At 70.3% G+C, this 16,242-nt stretch carries 17 protein-coding genes; 7 read left to right on the top strand and 10 right to left on the bottom strand.

What is annotated here, in order from left to right; genetic code table 11:
• Positions 1–176: 176 nt before the first annotated feature.
• Both DPM19_RS34015 and DPM19_RS34010 read right to left on the bottom strand, forming a co-directional pair.
• Complete coding sequence (locus DPM19_RS34015) at positions 177–2,045, bottom strand: glycerophosphodiester phosphodiesterase (protein WP_199485433.1); 1,869 nt, start codon at positions 2,043–2,045, stop codon at positions 177–179.
• Positions 2,046–2,366: 321 nt separating this feature from the next.
• Positions 2,367–2,969, bottom strand: coding sequence for a TetR family transcriptional regulator (locus tag DPM19_RS34010; protein ID WP_111872214.1), 603 nt, complete (start codon positions 2,967–2,969; stop codon positions 2,367–2,369).
• Positions 2,970–3,355: 386 nt separating this feature from the next.
• On the opposite strand from DPM19_RS34010, the gene DPM19_RS34005 reads away from it, so the two are divergent.
• From DPM19_RS34005 to DPM19_RS33985, 5 genes are all read left to right on the top strand, one after another.
• Complete coding sequence (locus DPM19_RS34005) at positions 3,356–4,096, top strand: hypothetical protein (protein WP_111872213.1); 741 nt, start codon at positions 3,356–3,358, stop codon at positions 4,094–4,096.
• A complete protein-coding gene (locus tag DPM19_RS34000) occupies positions 4,093–4,872 on the top strand; it encodes a hypothetical protein (protein ID WP_111872212.1) in 780 nt (259 codons plus the stop codon). Before DPM19_RS34005 ends, DPM19_RS34000 begins: the two co-directional genes overlap by 4 nt.
• On the top strand, positions 4,869–5,459 hold the full coding sequence (locus tag DPM19_RS33995) for a cytochrome c oxidase subunit 3 (RefSeq protein ID WP_111872211.1): 591 nt from the start codon (positions 4,869–4,871) through the stop codon (positions 5,457–5,459). Before DPM19_RS34000 ends, DPM19_RS33995 begins: the two co-directional genes overlap by 4 nt.
• Before the next feature lie 5 nt (positions 5,460–5,464).
• Positions 5,465–5,761: a cytochrome C oxidase subunit IV family protein gene (locus DPM19_RS33990; protein WP_111872210.1), complete on the top strand. Its 297-nt coding sequence runs from the start codon at positions 5,465–5,467 to the stop codon at positions 5,759–5,761.
• 280 nt (positions 5,762–6,041) lie between these two features.
• Positions 6,042–6,440 (top strand): VOC family protein, encoded by a 399-nt coding sequence (locus DPM19_RS33985; RefSeq protein WP_111872209.1) that lies wholly within the window; start codon positions 6,042–6,044, stop codon positions 6,438–6,440.
• A gap of 63 nt (positions 6,441–6,503) precedes the next feature.
• Here DPM19_RS33985 and DPM19_RS33980 read toward each other — a convergent pair whose 3' ends face one another.
• Entirely contained in the window at positions 6,504–7,955 is a 1,452-nt protein-coding gene (locus DPM19_RS33980; protein ID WP_111872208.1) for an MFS transporter, read from the bottom strand.
• A 170-nt stretch (positions 7,956–8,125) separates the two neighbouring features.
• Between DPM19_RS33980 and DPM19_RS33975 the strand changes: the two genes are divergently transcribed.
• Positions 8,126–8,704 (top strand): TetR/AcrR family transcriptional regulator, encoded by a 579-nt coding sequence (locus DPM19_RS33975; RefSeq protein ID WP_111872207.1) that lies wholly within the window; start codon positions 8,126–8,128, stop codon positions 8,702–8,704.
• 458 nt (positions 8,705–9,162) lie between these two features.
• Here the strand turns inward: DPM19_RS33975 and DPM19_RS33970 are convergent, their stop codons facing one another.
• From DPM19_RS33970 to DPM19_RS33940, 7 genes are all read right to left on the bottom strand, one after another.
• Positions 9,163–9,675: a hypothetical protein gene (locus DPM19_RS33970; RefSeq protein ID WP_111872206.1), complete on the bottom strand. Its 513-nt coding sequence runs from the start codon at positions 9,673–9,675 to the stop codon at positions 9,163–9,165.
• Between the two features lie 40 nt (positions 9,676–9,715).
• Positions 9,716–10,720, bottom strand: coding sequence for a carcinine hydrolase/isopenicillin-N N-acyltransferase family protein (locus DPM19_RS33965; protein ID WP_158566986.1), 1,005 nt, complete (start codon positions 10,718–10,720; stop codon positions 9,716–9,718).
• A gap of 274 nt (positions 10,721–10,994) precedes the next feature.
• On the bottom strand, positions 10,995–11,537 hold the full coding sequence (locus DPM19_RS33960) for a dihydrofolate reductase family protein (protein ID WP_111872204.1): 543 nt from the start codon (positions 11,535–11,537) through the stop codon (positions 10,995–10,997).
• A gap of 64 nt (positions 11,538–11,601) precedes the next feature.
• Positions 11,602–12,621 (bottom strand): sigma-70 family RNA polymerase sigma factor, encoded by a 1,020-nt coding sequence (locus DPM19_RS33955; RefSeq protein WP_111872203.1) that lies wholly within the window; start codon positions 12,619–12,621, stop codon positions 11,602–11,604.
• A gap of 253 nt (positions 12,622–12,874) precedes the next feature.
• A complete protein-coding gene (locus DPM19_RS33950) occupies positions 12,875–13,648 on the bottom strand; it encodes an ABC transporter permease (RefSeq protein WP_111872202.1) in 774 nt (257 codons plus the stop codon).
• The gene (locus tag DPM19_RS33945; RefSeq protein ID WP_111872201.1) at positions 13,645–14,595 is read right to left on the bottom strand and encodes an ATP-binding cassette domain-containing protein; all 951 of its coding nucleotides are present in this window, start codon (positions 14,593–14,595) and stop codon (positions 13,645–13,647) included. Before DPM19_RS33945 ends, DPM19_RS33950 begins: the two co-directional genes overlap by 4 nt.
• A gap of 11 nt (positions 14,596–14,606) precedes the next feature.
• Positions 14,607–15,269, bottom strand: coding sequence for a DUF4097 family beta strand repeat-containing protein (locus tag DPM19_RS33940; RefSeq protein ID WP_111872200.1), 663 nt, complete (start codon positions 15,267–15,269; stop codon positions 14,607–14,609).
• Positions 15,270–15,492: 223 nt separating this feature from the next.
• Here DPM19_RS33940 and DPM19_RS37100 point away from each other — a divergent pair, with 223 nt between their 5' ends.
• Positions 15,493–16,230 carry a helix-turn-helix domain-containing protein gene (locus tag DPM19_RS37100; protein WP_111872199.1) on the top strand — a complete coding sequence of 246 codons (738 nt, stop codon included), beginning with the start codon at positions 15,493–15,495 and terminating at the stop codon, positions 16,228–16,230.
• The last annotated feature ends 12 nt before the right edge of the window (positions 16,231–16,242 follow it).

Here is a 16,242-nt window from a genome sequence, read left to right as displayed (position 1 = left end):
GCCAACACACCCAATGAAATACGATCCGTCAACCGCACAGACGAAGAATCGCTGTCAGCAACCTTTACCTGTCCAATTCGAGCCATCCAAGAACCGTACCACTCAAACACTTAACTTAGTGGCATTGTGTCATAGCACCCTGAATCCTCAAGGATCATGGAGAAGTCCGGCCGGGGTCAGGGTTGCTGGGTGTGGAGGGCTCGGGCGTCGGCGGCGATCACGGTGGCGTACTTCGCCGGGACGTGCTTGCCGGACTGGCGTTCGGCGTACTTGGCGACGTCGTCGTAGCGGCCGGCGGCCAGTTTGCTCATCATCGCCGAGACGGCTCCCCCATCGGCGCCGGAGGTGACGATGAGGTGGGCGAGCCCGGCGGGTGTGGCCGCGAGGGTGAAGGTGGACGTGGCCGGGGCGGTGCCCTTGGGGCCGGTCGCCTCGGCGTGGATGACATGCCGGCCGAGGGAGAGGGCGGTCAGGTCCAGGGGCTTACCGGGCTCGACCGGGTCGCCGTCCAGCGTGACCTGCACGGTGTCGGCGCCGGTCGTGACGACGCCGGCGACCGGGCGCTGGGCGCGGTCGAGGGTGGTGCCGTTCACGGGGGAGACGATGCCGGCGGTCGGCCTGGGCTGCGCCCCGTGCAGGATGGCGTCGTTCCAGCCGGCGAGTTCGGCGGGGCGGTCGGTGATGATGGCGTCCACGCCGAGGGCGTCCAGGGCCTTCCAGGTGGCGGCGGAGTTGACCGTCCAGGCCATCACCGCGACGCCGGCCTCGTGCAGGTCGGCGACGACGCCGGGGCGGGCCAGCAGCGCGCCGTTGCCCGGGTTGTAGGCGGTCAGGTGGAGATCCTTGGCGATGGCCACCGGGTCGGCGTCCAGGGTGCTGCGCAGCAGGCCGAGGGGGAGTTCGGGGGCGAGCTCGTAGGTGTACTTGAGCGCGTTGACCTCGAAGCTCTGGATGAAGACGCGCTTGGTCATGTCCTGCTCGCGGATCACCTGGACGATCTTGGCGACCTCGTCCCTGGTGTGCGCGCCCTTGATCTCCAGCAGCAGGTTGCCGCCGCGGGTGCGCAGGTCGGCGAGCTGCTCGGCCAGCGTGGGGATCCGCGCACCGGTGTGGTGCGGGGAGAACCAGGAGCCCGCGTCGAGCGCCTTGAGCTGGGCCGAGGTGAGGTTACGGATGGCGCCGGTGCCGTCGGTGGTCCGGTCCACCGTCCCGTCGTGCAGGATGAACGGCACGCCGTCCTTGCTGGGCTGCACGTCGTTCTCGATGAAGTCGGCGCCGGCCCGGCGGGCGGCCTCCTGCGCGACGAGCGTGTTCTCCGGCGCGGCCGAGGACGCGCCGCGGTGCGCGATCACGGTGACGGGGCTGCCGGCGGGGCGGAGGTACCCGTTGGCGGGCAGCTCGGTGATCTTCACGTCGTCGAAGGAGACGGTCGAGCCGTTGACGAAGAGGGCCTGCACGCCGTCGGCCGAGCGCACCAGGCTGGTGGTGCGCATCATCTGCTGCCCGTCGAAGAACCAGCGCGCCTGGTTGCCGTGCACCTCGATGGACACCTTGACGTCGCGGCCGGTGCCGGCGGCGTAGGGCGCGGCGGCGGTGTTGGTGACGTTCCACGCGCCCGCGGCCGTCATCTGGGCGAACTCCAGGCCGTTGCTCGCGTTGCTGCCGCTGCGCATGGTGGCGATCCACCACGGCCGGGCGCCGTCGGCGGGGACGTCCAGGCCGAACGCCTCCCACCGGGTCGGCTCGGCGACCTTGTCGAAGCGGACGGTCGCCTCGAACCTGAAGTCCTCCAGGTGCCGGCCGAAGGTGATCTTGTTGTTGCCGCCGGTGGCCGTCCCGACGAGCCTGCCGTTCTGGACCTGCCAGGTCCCGTCGACGACCCGCCAGCCCGCGGGCAGGGAGCCACCGGAGAAGTCCTCGGAGACGATCACTTTTTCGCCCGCCGGGGCGGCGGACGAGGGGGCGGCGACGGCGGACAGCACGCCCGCCGCGAGGGCCGCCGCGCCGAGCGCGGCCAGCGCCCGGCCCGCGGTGCGTCGCAACACGTGCGACTGGAGGTTAATGGTCACATGCGCGGACGTTAAGTTTCAGACCGAAACGCGCATGGGATGTGCAGTTAGCTCAATGGGAATATTGGATGTTCGGGCGGTATTCGCGGGAACTGTTCACGTCGAATTAAGGCGATTAATGGCGTGCGGACGACCTCTCGCGGGCTTTTGAGCGCAACGGTCCGGCTAGGGCGTGTCTCGAAGTGGGGTCGTGAGCGCATCGCGGCACCGGTACCGGCCGCCCCCAGCCTCTGCCGGCGTGCGGGAAGCCCGGTCGTTGAGGCGCCCGGGCGGGAGCGCGTGCATGTGGGTCTGTTCTCAGGGGCTGAGCCTGAGTCCGCGGGCGGCGAGGTGGGTGAGGTTGCTGACGATGGTCTCCTGGTCGTCCAGTGGTAGGAGCAGGTGGCTGACCAGGAGCCGGACGAGGGCGTCGGCGGTGACCTGCACGTCTTTGGGGTCCAGGTCGGGTGCCCGGCTGGTGATGTAGTCCTTCATGACCTGTCCGGCCAGGACGATGAGTGGTTCGGAGCCGGTCGTCATCAGCGGGAGCAGGGTGTCGTCGTCCTTCAGGGGACTGGACAGGACCGCGCGCAGCAGCGGGTTGGCGGTTCCGCGGCCGATGCCGAACCGCAGGCAGGCCTCAATGGCGGCCACGACATCGGTGTGCCGCTGGATCTCTTCGGTGACGCCGGCGATGAACCACTGCGCCTCACGGAGCAGCAGTGCCTCGCCGAGTTGCTCCTTGGATCTGAACTCCTTGTAGAGGGTCTGCCGGCTGACGCCCACGGCGGTGGCGATGGCCGTCATGCGGACCGCGCCCCAGCCCTGCTCCTCCACCAGCCGGTAGGCCGCGTCGAGGGCGTCGTCACGGATCTGGCGGCGGACCCGGGAGTGGAAGTCCGCAGGTGCTGAAGTATCCATCCTCTAGACATTACCAACACCAAAGTCCAACAAGATGACATCTAAGGACGTTCAGGATGCCTGGTCAACAGTATGGGGTGTTTGGGGCTCGGTATTGACAGTCGTAGATATTGATCCTTGGGGTTGACAGAAGATGCCTAACTGTCCACCCTGTGGTGGGGCGAACGGCGCCCCGCCGGTGGAAGGAGCACCCCGATGGTCTCGACCCCGCCCCCGCCGACCCCGTCACCGTGGTGCTGACCCGGTTCGAGGACTGCGGCGCCGCTGCGATGGGCGAAAGGGACCGATGCCACAACGGGCGATCACGGTCTTCCAGTTCGTCCTCTACGGCCGACCACTGATCCCTGTCCAGCCCGGCATGTACATGCTGGAGAGAAGAGGAAGATATGCAGGTCCTCACCGAGAAAGAGGAGTCAGCCCTATCGGCTCTGCGGGCCGAGCAGGTGATCCTGTGGTCCGCGCCCGTGCTCGCGCTCGTCCTGCTGGTGCTGTTCGTGGCCTTCCCGGGCTTCTTCCCGCCCATGTCCCCGGACATGAGCGCGGCCGAGGTCGGGGCGTTCTACCGGGACAACAGGCCGATGATCCGGTTCAGCATGGTCGGCTTCAACCTGTTCGGCATCCTGATCGTCCCGTTCTTCGTGCTGATCATGGCGCAGATGCAGCGGATGCGCAGCGAGAGCCACATCTACGCGTTCTCCTACCTCACCTCCGTCGTGGCCGGGGCGACCCTGTTCGCATTGTCGAACGTCTTCTTCGCGGTGGCCGCCTTCCGGCCCGGCCGGGGCGACGACCTGATCCAGGTGCTCAACGACCTGGCCTGGATCATCTTCATCGCGCCGATCGGCATGCTGGTCGCCCAGTTCATCCTGCTGGCCCTGGCCGTCTACGCCGACGACCGCCGGGCGCCGGTCTTCCCGCGCTGGGTGGGGCACTACGCGCTGCTGACCGCGCTGGCCATGGTGCCCTCGGCGGGTGCGGCGGTGTTCCGCGACGGCCCGCTGGCCTGGGACGGGCTGGTGTCGTTCTGGCTGCGCAACGGCGCCTTCGCGCTCTTCGTCCTGGTGATGTTCTTCGTGCTGCGCACCGCCCTGCGGCGCCAGGCCGGGAAAGAGGGGGTGATGTCATGACGGACACGGCCACCACTGTCACCGAAGACGGCCCGGGAAAGCCGGCGCGGCCCGAGCGCGCGGGCAAACGGGAGGTCTGGCTCTTCTACTGGGCGTTCAGCATCTTCTACACCGCCCTGTCGGTCGGGATATGCCTGCTGGGACGGGCCACCCCGCCGCCCCGCCCGGACGTCGACGCCCTGCAGGCCACGGCCTGGTTCGACCAGCACCAGTGGGGCATCCAGGTCGGCTTCGTGTTCCTGTTGGTGATCGCCGGAGGTGCCGCGATCTCCAACGGCATGATCGGCTACTTCATGATGCGCATGTCCTCCGGCAGGACGCTCGCCTACGCCTACATCGCCAGCATGGGTGTGGGCGCCATCCCCGGATTCCAGCTCCTGCTGGTCTGCTGGCTGACGGCGACCTTCCGCCCCGACCGTGAACCCCGCATCCTGTACCTGCTCTATGACCTGGGCATGCTGTCCTACAACGGATCCCTCGGCTGCTTCACCGCCGCCTACACCGTCATGGCCCTGGCCATCCTCTACGACAAGAACCGCATCTTCCCCAAGTGGTTCGCCTACGTCACCATCTGGCAGATCGTCACCGAGATCATGGCCACCCAGATGTGGCTGTACAACTCCGGCGCCTTCGCCTGGAACGGCGTGATCACCCTCTACATCGCCGTCGTCGTCTTCGGCGTGTGGATCATCTGCTTCCTGGCCCTCTTCCGCATCGCGGCCCGCCGCGAAACCGCGCAGACCCCCGCCCTCTACGAGCCGGAGGGCGCCCGATGACCACTCCTGACACCGCCACGCGAACCCGCCCGCCGACCCGGGGACGGCGCCTGCCCGGCGACGTCGACATGTGGGTGATGATCCTGGGCGACCTGTTCATCTTCGGCGGCTACTTCGTCACCTACATGGTCTTCCGCGCCGTGTCCACCGAAGAGTTCACCGCCGCTCAGCGGCACTTGAGCGTCGGCATCGGCGTCACCAACACCGTCGTCCTGCTCACCAGTTCCCTGTTCGCCGCCCTCGCCGTGATCGCCGTCCGGGAAGGGGCGTTGCGCAACGCCCAGCGGCTGCTGTGGGCCACCGGCGCGTGCGGTGCGCTGTTCACCCTGATCAAGGCCTACGAGTGGCACGCCGAGATCAGCCGGGGCTACACGATCTCGGACGAGTTCTTCAGCTTCTACTACGTGCTCACCGGCGTCCACCTCGTCCACGTGGCCTTCGGCCTGATCTTCCTGGGCGTCGCGGTCCGCGAGTTGCGCAACCCCCGCAGGCGACGCCCCGCGATCGTCGAGCAGAGCGTCCTGTTCTGGCACATGATCGACCTGCTGTGGGTCGTCATCTTCGCCCTCCTCTACCTGATGAGGTGACCCACATGACCACGTCCACCGACCGGGACTTCACGAAGGACAAACGGACCGTCCTGATCGTCTGGGCCGCCCTGTCGGCGGCGACCATCCTCGCCTGGCTCCTCACCCCCGGCGAATCCCAGACCGCAACGACCCTGGGCAAGGAACTCGTCGCCGCCATCGTCGTGCTCGGCCTCATCAAATGCCGCCTGATCATCCACTACTTCATGGAGGTCCGCCACGCTCCCCGCTGGCTCCAGGCCACGACGGACGGATGGCTCGTCGTCCTCTGGCTCACCCTGCTGATCATTTACCTCGTCTGACGGCAGCACGTCGAACGACCGGCTGAATCCCCCTCAGCCGGTCGTTCAACCCCGACAACGCGTCACCAGGGCCGCCGACGATGAGCGGTGACCTGGGCCGAGGCGGCGCCGTCGCAGCCGTTCGCCTGCCCCTTCAGGTTCCGGGGCGCCACGACGCCCCGGAACCTGAAGATCACGTCGGCAGGAGCGCGGGGGGCGCGACCGATATCGCAAAGAGGCTGCTGACCCCGCTTCGCGACATGCCTTAAGGGAGCGGGCCTGCCTGGGCGATAATCCGACCGTGATCGGTCACATCGGTATCAACGTCCCGGACCTGGGGGCGGCGAAGACCTACTACGACTCCCTCATGCCGCTGCTGGGCTTCGAGGAGTTCTTCAGCGCCGGGGACGAGTTCTCCTACCGGCCGGCCGGTGGCAGGCCCGGCACCTACCTGTTCGTCTATCCGGCGCGGGAGCCCGGCGGCTACTCGCGCCACCGGACCGGGCTCCAGCACGTCGCCTTCATGGTCCGGAGCCGCTCGGCCGTCAGCGCGGTGCACGCCCGGGCGGTCGAGCTCGGCTCCACCGTGCTGCACGAGCCCCGGTACTTCACCGAGTACCCGCAGCCCTACTACGCGACCTTCTGGTCCGACCCGTTCGGCATCATGCTCGAAGCGGTCTGCCACCACGACCGGGACTGACGCGGCACCTCGGCGCCCGGCGCACGCCCGGATGCGCGCTCGGTGGAGCGCTGACGCGGTATCTCACTCGGCGGCGGCGCCCACGAGGACCGGCTCGCGGCGCCCGCTCGGCAGCCGGTGGCGGCCGGCGCGGCGGGTGGCCGGGATCAGCAGGGCCACGGCCACGGTGGCGGCCGAGATCACGGCCATCAGCAGGAAGCCGTGCGTGAACCCCGACTCCTCGGGCAGGCCGCCGGGTTGCAGGTGGCCGGTGACGATGGAGCTCGTGACCGCGGTGCCGATCGAGCCGCCGACGGTGCGGATGTTGGTGTTCATGCCGCTGGCGATGCCGGTCTGGTGCGGCGGCACGCTCCGCACGACCAGGTTGGTCATCGCGGCGTAGGCCAGGCCGAGGCCCAGCCCGAAGATCCCGGCGGCCAGCGAGAGCTGCCACGGCTTGTCGTGGTAGGCGGCGAACGCGACGCACGAGACGACGCTGAGCGCCGCGCTCCCCACCAGTTGCGCCTTGGCGTCGGCGACCGGGGCGAGCGGGCCGCTGAGGAACCCGCCGATGCCCATCGTGACGAGCATGGGCAGCATCAGCAGCCCGGCCTGGGTGATGCTGGCGCCGAAGCCGTAACCGGCGGTCGTGGGGATCTGCATGAACTGCGGCAGGAACACGATGACCGAGAACATGCCGGCGCCGAACAGCAGCGCCACCAGGTTGGTCGTCCACACCGCGGGCAGCCGCATCATCCGCATGTCGACCAGCGGGCTGCGCGAGCGCACCTCGGTCAGCAGCCAGGCGGCGAACAGGACCACCGCGAGCACGAGCAGGGCGATCACCCGGCCCGAGCCCCAGCCCCACGCGGGCGCCTTGCTGAGCGGGACCAGCAGCGTGACCAGCCAGCCGGACAGCAGCAGCGCGCCGAGCCAGCCGACGCGTCCCGGCGTCCGCACCGGGGACTCGGGGATGAAACGGTGCGCCAGGTACGCGGTCGCCAGAATGGCGATCATCGGGAGCCAGAACAGCCAGCGCCAACCCAGCGTCGCGACGATCGGCCCGGCCAGCACGGTCCCCAGCCCGCCGCCGACCGCGATGACCGCCGACAGCCCGCCGACCGCCGAGGACAGCCGGGCGGCGGGGAGTTCGTCGCGCATGATCCCGAACGACATCGGGAGCACCGCCCCGCCGAACCCCTGGATCACCCGGGCGACGATCAGCACCCCGATGTTCGGGGCGAGCGCGGCGACGAGGTTGCCGAGGGCGATCGCCCCCAGCGCGGCGAGCAGCGTGCGCTTCTTGCCGGCCATGTCGCCGATCCGCCCCATCAGGGGGGTGGCGACCGAGGCGGACAGCAGCCACGCGGTCAGCACCCAGGTCACGGTGGCCTGGTCGGTGCCCAGTTCGCGCTGGATCGTGGGCAGCACCGGGCCGACCAGGGACTGCAACATCGCGAACCCGGCCGCGGAGGCCGACAGCACCCCGAAGATCAGCCGAGGGGACGGGCGCGCGGAAGACGCGGAATCTGGCATCAAAAATCCTTGGGAACGGGGGCACGGCGGCGATGATCGGCGTGGATCGGGGCGCATCGCGGCCGGCGCGCTAAACTTGAGGTAAGCCTCCGGAATACCGGAGTTATGCCTCCACATTACCGGAGGCATACCTCCGTTCCAAATCGAGCCGCAGGTGAGGAGGGGTTTCGGTGACAGACCAGACGGCCACGGCTCCCACGATCGCGGTACGGCGCCCGCACCGAGCCGACGCGCGACGCAACTTCGACGCCCTGCTCGGCGCGGCCCGCGAGGCGTTCGCCGAGAAGGGCGCCGACGCCTCGCTGGAGGACATCGCGCGCCGCGCGGGCGTCGGCATCGGCACCCTGTACCGCAACTTCCCGACCCGGCAGGCCCTGTTCGAGAGCGTCTACGTCGGCGAGGTCGAGGAACTGTGCCGGGCGGCGCAGGCGGCCGCCGCGCTGCCGCCCTGGGCGGGCTTCACCACCTGGCTGCGCAGCTTCGTCGGCTATCTCGCGACCAAGCGCGCCCTCTACGAGGCCCTGAATCGCGAATCCGAGATGATCCGGTCCTGCCGGATCTCGATCCACGAGGCGGGCGGGCCCCTGTTCGCCCGGGCCCAGGCCGCCGGCGAGGCCCGCGCGGACATCTGCTTCGACGACGTCCTGCGGATGGTCGGCGGCATCACCGGCGGCGGCTACACCGACGACGCCCAGCGCGAACGGGTCCTGAACATCGCCCTCGACGGGGTGCGCACCCACCCCAGGTGACGCGCGAGACGCCGCCGGGCCGCGGACGCGCATGGCCGCGGCCGTTCCGTAAACGCAGCCAGGGGCGTCACTCCATGCGTATCGCCTCCCGTGCCGGGGAACTCCCACCACGGTCAGCGGCCGGTCCTCCCCTCCGGGCCCCGGCCCGTGCGGTGCCGGCGGATCGGGGGGGTATCGCCAAGGCGTGTTTCGAAGTGAGCCGGGTGCCGATGGGCCTTGGTTCGCCCGTGCGGGACCCGGCTGCCCTGGCGGGGCACGCCTTGCCTGCGCCGGTGATCGTTGAGGATAGGTGGTGCTCTGGCACCACCTATCCTCAACGATCACCGGGCAAGGGGTCGGAGGCCGGCGTTGGTGTACCGCGGGGCTGCTGGCCTCACTTTGAAACAGGTCCTGGGTCGGGCGGTGCCTGCCAGGGATCGGGTGAGGTTCGCCACGGATCGGGCGGTGCCCGCCACGGATCAGGTGGTACCCGACACGGGTCGGGTGGTGTTCGCCATGGGGCGGGTGGCGTCCGTCGCGGACCGGCGGTGTGGTTCGAGGGCGCGGATGTAGTCGACCAGGCGTACGCCGATCTCGAAGGCGGCGTCCAGGTCGTCGAGGTCGGGGTCGAGCCAGGTCTCGGAGATCCGCCGCCAGGTGTCGCGGCCCAGGAAGGCCCCGCAGACGGCGTCGTCGCCGAGGCCGGGCCGCCAGCGGTCTTCCCGGGCCCGGAGGGCGGCGAGCGCCGCGACGTTGTCGTCCTGCTTGGGATGCTCGGCGTGGAAACCGATCTCCAGCGCCGACGCGCGGGCGGCGGTGACGATGTCCGCGCCGATCACCTGGGCCTCGTAGTGCTCCCGGGCGGCCGGTGACCGGTCGCCGTACCAGACCTTGATCCCGCTGTTGCGGGCCTGCAGGCGCGGTTCGCCGAGTTCGTGCGGGGCCGACCCGCGGACGACCTCGCCCACCTGCTCGAAGAGCATCTCGATCATGCTGGCCGGTACCTTCCTGGCGATCGTTACAGCGGGGACCTTATCCGCCCGCCAGGCGGAAGGTGTGGCGCCTGGTGTAGTTCCGGCCGAGCGAGACGTGCACGGTGCCATGGTGCAGTTCGTACACCGCCGACCAGCGGGTGTTGCGCTGGGCCACCTCGGCGAGCAGGTCCATCGCCCCGTCCGGGTCGAGGCTGCCGCCGGTGGCCCGCATCCGGCCGACGATCGCGCTGTAGCGCTCGTCGGAGCGCTTGACGTCGTCCCCCGCCCCGGACAGCACGAAGTTGACCATGCCGTGCCACGAGTCGCCGCCGCGGAGCACCTTGAGGCGGCCGTCCACGAACTCCAGGACCGCCGACCGCCCGCTCGCGTCCGCCACCAGGTAGTGCAGCGAGGGCTCCCCGGGGGCGAACTCGACGTTGTAACGGCCGAACACCGCGATCGCCTCCTCGACCGTGCGCGCCTGGTCGAGGACGAGCCGCTGGATGCGGACGCTGCCGACCGTCGGCAGGCCCGGCGTCCGGGCGGGCCGGGTGTCGGGGATCTGGGCCATGCCCACGACCAGGCCGTGCTCGTTCATCCCGTCGAAGGGCAGCGAGCCGGCCTGCAGCAGTTTGCGCTGCAGCGCCGGTTCGCGCATCACCCGGTCGGCCTCCAGCCGGTCGATTCCCAGGTAGGAGATGTCGACGAGCGAGAGCGACGCCGGTCCCCGGCCGGACGGCGTCTTCAGCAGCAGGGCCGGGCTGGTGATCCAGTCGAAGTTGCGGCCGAACACCGGGCCGCGCGGCCCCCGCGCCGCCAGGAAGAGCGAGCACGCCAGCGGAGGTCCGGGGGCGGGCGCGGCGACGACCGGCCGCGTCGCGTCGTAGGGGGAGTAGAGCGTCATCTCCAGCAGGGGGTGCGCCGCGTCGATCACGCGCAGGGTCGCCAGGCTGCGCCGCTCGTCCGCGGTGAGCGGGGTGCCGCCGCCCGCCCGGGAATCCGCGGGCCGCCACAGCGCCACCCCCGCCGCGACCAGCGCGAGGGCGAGCACGACCGCCGCCATGACTTGTACGGACCTGGACCGCCACCACGGCGCGGAAGAACTCACACCCTTGCGTAACATCGCGATCCCCGCGGGACAAGACCGATCGGGCAGTTCTTGATCAGGACGGCCCGCCCCGGAACGTCGAGGCGTCCCGGCAGGTGCGCCCGCACCGCGGGCGCACCTGCCGGTGACCTTCAGCCGGTGACCTTCAGCCGGTGACCTTCAGCCGGTGACCTTCAGCCGGTGACCTTCAGCCGGTGACCTTCAGCCGGTGACCTTCAGCCGGTGACCTTCAGCCGGTGACCTTCAGCCAGAGCATCGTCGCCTGGGCGACCTCGGCCAGGCCGAGGCGTTCGAGCTTGACCTTGCTCCCGCCCGGGTGGTCGAACAGCCGGACGCCGTCGCCGAGCAGGACCGGCACGATCGGGACCAGCATCTCGTCGACCAGGCCCGCCGCGAGGCACTGCCGGGCGACGTCGGCGCCGATGATGTTGACGTACTTGTCGCCCGCGGCCGCCTTGGCCGCGGCGACGCCGCCGGCGAGGTCGCCGACGAAGGTGATGCCCGGCACGGGGGTGTCGGGGATGTGGTGGGTGAGCACGAACTGCGGCCCGCTCCACCCCCCGCCGAACGGCTCGCCCGCCTTGTCCGTGCCCCGGTGCGGGTCGTCGCCGCGGAAGCTGCGGTTGCCGATGAGCAGGGCGCCGATCTCGCCGATGAACCCGTCGATCATCGGGTTCGGTCCGAGGTGCTCGGTCAGCCAGGACATGTCGTCGCCGGGGCCGGCGATGAAGCCGTCCAGCGACATGGTGGCCGAGTACAGCAGCTTGGCCATGATGTGCCTCCGTCGAGGTCGATGTGATGTGACCTCTCGTTGAGACGGCGGGGCGCGCGGAAACTCATCGGTGGACCGGGGACAGGCCGAACGCGGGGAACAGGCCGGGGTCGTGGAAGGCGGTGATCTCCGTGATGCGGTCGCCCTCGACGCGCACCACGCCGATCGCGCTCGCCCGGTACTCGCGCTCGCCCGGCCCCCGGAGGTAGCTCGCCACCCCCGGCCGCCCGTTGGCCTGGACGGGCACCATCCGGAACCGGCCCACGTAGCCGGGCGCGTCGGGGTCCCAGCTCGCCGCGAGGGCCGCCATGACCGCGTCGCGCCCCCGGAGCCACAGGGGGTAGGGCGGCATCACCGTCCGGACGTCCTCGGCCAGCAGTTCGGCCACCGCGGCGAGGTCGGCGCGCCCCACCGCCTCCATGTACCGCCGCAGCACCGCCCGCTCCCGCTCGGTGGGCTCGGCCGACGGCGCCCACTCCGACCGGCGCTCGGGCAGGTGCCGCCGCAGCGTCGCCCGGGCCCGCTGCGACGCGCTGTGCACCGACGCCACGCTGCACTCCAGCAGGTCCGCGGCCTGCTTCGCCGGCCAGCCGAGCACGTCGCGCAGGATCAGTACCGCCCGCTGCCGGGGCGGCAGGTGCTGGATCGCCGCCAGGAAGGCCAGCTCCAGCGTCTCCCGCGCGATGGCCGTGGCGTCCGGTCCGTCCTCGGCCGGTTCCCGCAGCCGGTCCGGGAACGGTTGCAGCCAGGGGATGTCGGTGCGGGGCGCCAGGCCGAGGGTGGTGTCCCCCGGCGGCGCCAGGTCGTGCGGGAGCACCCGGCGGGCCCGTCCGTCGAGGAAGTCCAGGCACGCGTTCGTCGCGATCCGGTACAGCCAGGCGCGGAACGTGGCGCGCCCCTCGAAGCCGCGGAGGTTCTTCCACGCCCGCAGGAACGTCTCCTGTACCAGGTCCTCGGCCTCGTCCAGCGAGCCCAGCATCCGGTAGCAGTGCACCCGCAGCTCGCCCCGGTGCCGCTCGGCCAGCGCCGCGAACGCGGCCTCGTCCCCCGCCCGCGCGGCGGCCACCAGCGCATCGCCGTCCAACGGCCTTCCTCCGTTCGCACCTCGGCCACCGGCGGGCCGGAACTCCTGGGGCCAGGGGCGAAGCGGGGGCCGGCCCCCGCCCGTAGCCGACCGGTATGTGTCGGAATCTACTCCCGGGACCGGTCATCGACGGGGGAAACCGGCACGGGCCGCCGGGTTCGTGGTGGCCGGTGCGGGATCGCGCCGGCGGGTGGAAAGGTTCAGGGCCGCCGGACCCGCAGGGGTCCGGCGGCCCTGGTCGGCCGGTTCACGGTCAGGTCCTGTTGAAGGTCTTCCGGGCCCAGAGGTAGGAGACGGCGGCGATGCCGGCGCACCAGGCGGTGGCGATGGCGGCGCTGTTGCCGATCGGGGTGCCGAGGAGGAGGCCACGGACGGTTTCCATGATCGGGGTGAAGGGCTGGTAGTCGGCGAACCAGCGCAGGACGGTGGGCATGGAGTCGGTGGGGACGAAGCCGCTGCCGAGGAAGGGCAGCAGGATCAGGGGCATGGGGGCGTTGCTGGCGGCCTCGGGGGTCGGGGACGCCATGCCGAGGGCGACCGACAGCCAGGTGATGGCCACGATGAACAGGGTGAGCAGGCCGGCGGCCGCCAGCCACTCGACGGCGGTGGCGTTCGGGCCGAAGCCGATGGCCAGGGCGACGCCGATCAGGACGGCCACGCCGAGGAGCTGCTGGATCACGGCGCCGACGACGTGGCCGGTGAGGACGGAGGCCCGGGAGATCCGCATGGTGCGGAAGCGGGCGATGATGCCTTCGGTCATGTCGGTGGCGACCATGACGGCGGTTCCGGTCGCGGCCGTGGCCACCGCCATGAGCAGGATGCCGGGGACGACGTAGTCGACGTAGGTGTCGCGGCCGCCGCCCAGGCCCGCACCGAGGGTGCCGCCGAAGACGTAGACGAACAGGAGCAGGAGGATGACGGGCGTCAGGATCAGTTGCAGGGTCATGGAGGGGTAGCGGAGCAGGCGCTTGAGCTGGCGCCGGACCATGGTGGAGGAGTCGCGGGCGGCGAGGGTGAGGGTGCTCATCGGGGGGTCTCCTGCTTCTGGCCGGTGAGGGTGAGGAACACGTCGTCGAGGTCGGGGGTGTGGACGCTCATCTCGGCGACGTCGATCGAGCGCTCGTCCAGCAGGGCGAGCAGTTCGCGGACCGCGCGGACGCTGCCGTCACTCGGCACCTGCAGGGTGAGCGCCTCGGGGTCGGTGCTCCCCGCGCCGAGGAGGTGGTAGGCGGCGTCGAGCAGGTGGGCGCCGGCGAAGGTGAGCTCGATGTGGCCACCGGGGATGCGCCGCTTGAGCTCCTCGGCGGTGCCTTCGGCGATCAGCCGGCCGTGGTCGAGGAGGGCGATCCGGTCGGCGAGTTCGTCGGCCTCCTCCAGGTACTGGGTGGTCAGGAAGATCGTGACGCCGCTCTTGACGAGGTCGCGGACGATGCCCCACATGGAGCGGCGGCTGCGCGGGTCGAGGCCGGTGGTGGGCTCGTCCAGGAAGATCAGGCGGGGGTCGCCGACCAGGGTCATCGCCAGGTCGAGCCGGCGCTGCATGCCGCCCGAGTAGGTGGCGGCGGGCTTCCCGCCGGCCTCGACCAGGTCGAACTTCTCCAGCAGTTCCTTGGCCTTCCGCTTGCCCTCGCGCCTGGGCAGGTGCTTGAGGTCGGCCATGAGGAGCAGGTTCTCCTCGCCGGTGAGCAGCTTGTCGACGGCCGAGTACTGGCCGGTGACGCCGATCGCGCCGCGCACGTCGTCGGCCTGCCGGTCCAGGTCGTATCCCGCGACCCGGACCTGGCCGCCGTCCGCCCGGATCAGCGTGGACAGGATCTGCACGGTGGTGGTCTTGCCGGCGCCGTTCGGGCCGAGCAGGGAGAAGATCGTTCCTTCGGGGACGGCCAGGTCGATGCCGTCGAGCACGGTCTTGTCGCCGTTCTTGTCGCGGTAGGACTTGCGCAGCCCGGTCGCCGCGATGGCCAGGTTCGTCATGGTGCTGCTCCTCAGAGGCCGCGGGCGGTGATGTCGCCGTAGGCGGTGGTGGCGTGGATGTCCAGGTCGGCGGTGCCGTCGTTCTTGAGGGCGTTGTGGATCCGGCCGTAGCCGGTGCCGGCGTCCAGCGAGGCCGAGACGCCCGGCGCGGCGGAGACCTCGATGTCGCCCATGTCCGTGCGCAGGGTGACCGTGCCGCGCACGGCCTCGGCGACGCGGATGTCGCCCTTGTTGGTGCTGATCTCCGCGGGGCCGGTGAGCCGGCCGACCTCGACGTCACCGGCGACGGCGGTGATGCGGGCGCTCGCGGCCTCGTCGACCTTGATCTGGTCGTACGCACCCTTGAAGGCGACGTCGCCCAGCCGTCCGACGGCGCGGAACTCGGTGGCGCTGGCCTTGGCTTCGACCCGGGAACCGGCGGGCAACTGGATCGTCACCTCGACGGATCCGGAGGGGCCGAGGTACTGGTTCTTCACCGGCACCTCGATCCGCAGGACCCCGTCGGCGTATTCGACCCTGGTCTGCTCGGCGACCTTCACGTCGCGGCCCTTGCCGGCATTCGCGGGCAGGACCTCGACCGTGGTGTCGGCCCGGTCGGCGGCGATGAACCGCACGCGTCCCGCGGGGATGTTCAGGACGGCGGAGATCGGGGCGGGGGTGTTGAACTTCTGCATCGTGCTCTCCCGGTGTCGTGTTGTTTCCAACGAGGGAAAAGCTACGTTGCGTTCAAAAATCCTGCAACTAGATCATTGCGTTGAATGTGTGTTAGTGCAGCTAGATGGCGTAAAACTGTTGCAACGGCCTGTGAATTAACGCAACGACAGGCATCCATGTGTTGCAATGGTGGTGGTGTGAACGCTATGCTCGGGGCAGCAGGGATGCGCGAAGGAGGACGCGATGCCAGGAGGCAGGCTCACCCAGCAGGAACGCCGGCAGATCGCTTCGGGGCTGGCGGACGGGCTCGCCTACGCGGAGATCGCCCGGGGGCTGGATCGTCCGACCTCGACGATCACGCGTGAGGTGATGCGCAACGGCGGTCCCGCCGGTTACCGCGCCGACCTGGCCCACCGCGCCACGGAACGGCGCGCGCACCGGCGCAGGTCCGCCTCGTCCCGGGAGCCGCAGGCGGCCACGCTGCCGCACGGGCGCGACGCCGAGGCCGTCCGCGAGTACGAGGAGATGTTCACGGACGTCATGATGGCCTCGGGCCTGCCCAAGATGATGTCGCGGGTGCTGGTCTGCCTGCACCTCACCGACTCCGGCAGCCTCACCGCGGCCGAACTCGCCCAGCGTTTGCAGGTCAGCCCGGCGTCCATCTCCAAGGCGATCGCCTTCCTGGAGAAGCTCACCCTCGTCCGCCGGGAACGCGACGAGCGCCGCCGCGAGCGCTACATCGTCGACAACGACCTGTACTACCAGTCGATGATGGCCAGCGCCCGGGACATCACCCAGCAGGTCGAGGTCATCACCAAGGGCGTCGGCGTGCTCGGCCCCGGCACCCCGGCCGCCATCCGCCTCGAGAGCATCGCCCGCTACCTGGACTTCGTCGGCGAGAGCTTCGCCCGCGCCGCCGAGCAGGCCCGCGACATCCTCTACACCCGCCCCGAGGAGACCGGGGACGGCGGGACGGAATGACGGACGGGCGCG

Source organism: Actinomadura craniellae (assembly GCF_003289645.1).
GTDB classification, from domain to species: domain Bacteria; phylum Actinomycetota; class Actinomycetes; order Streptosporangiales; family Streptosporangiaceae; genus Actinomadura_D; species Actinomadura_D craniellae.
This window is presented reverse-complemented; position numbering and strand designations above follow the sequence as displayed.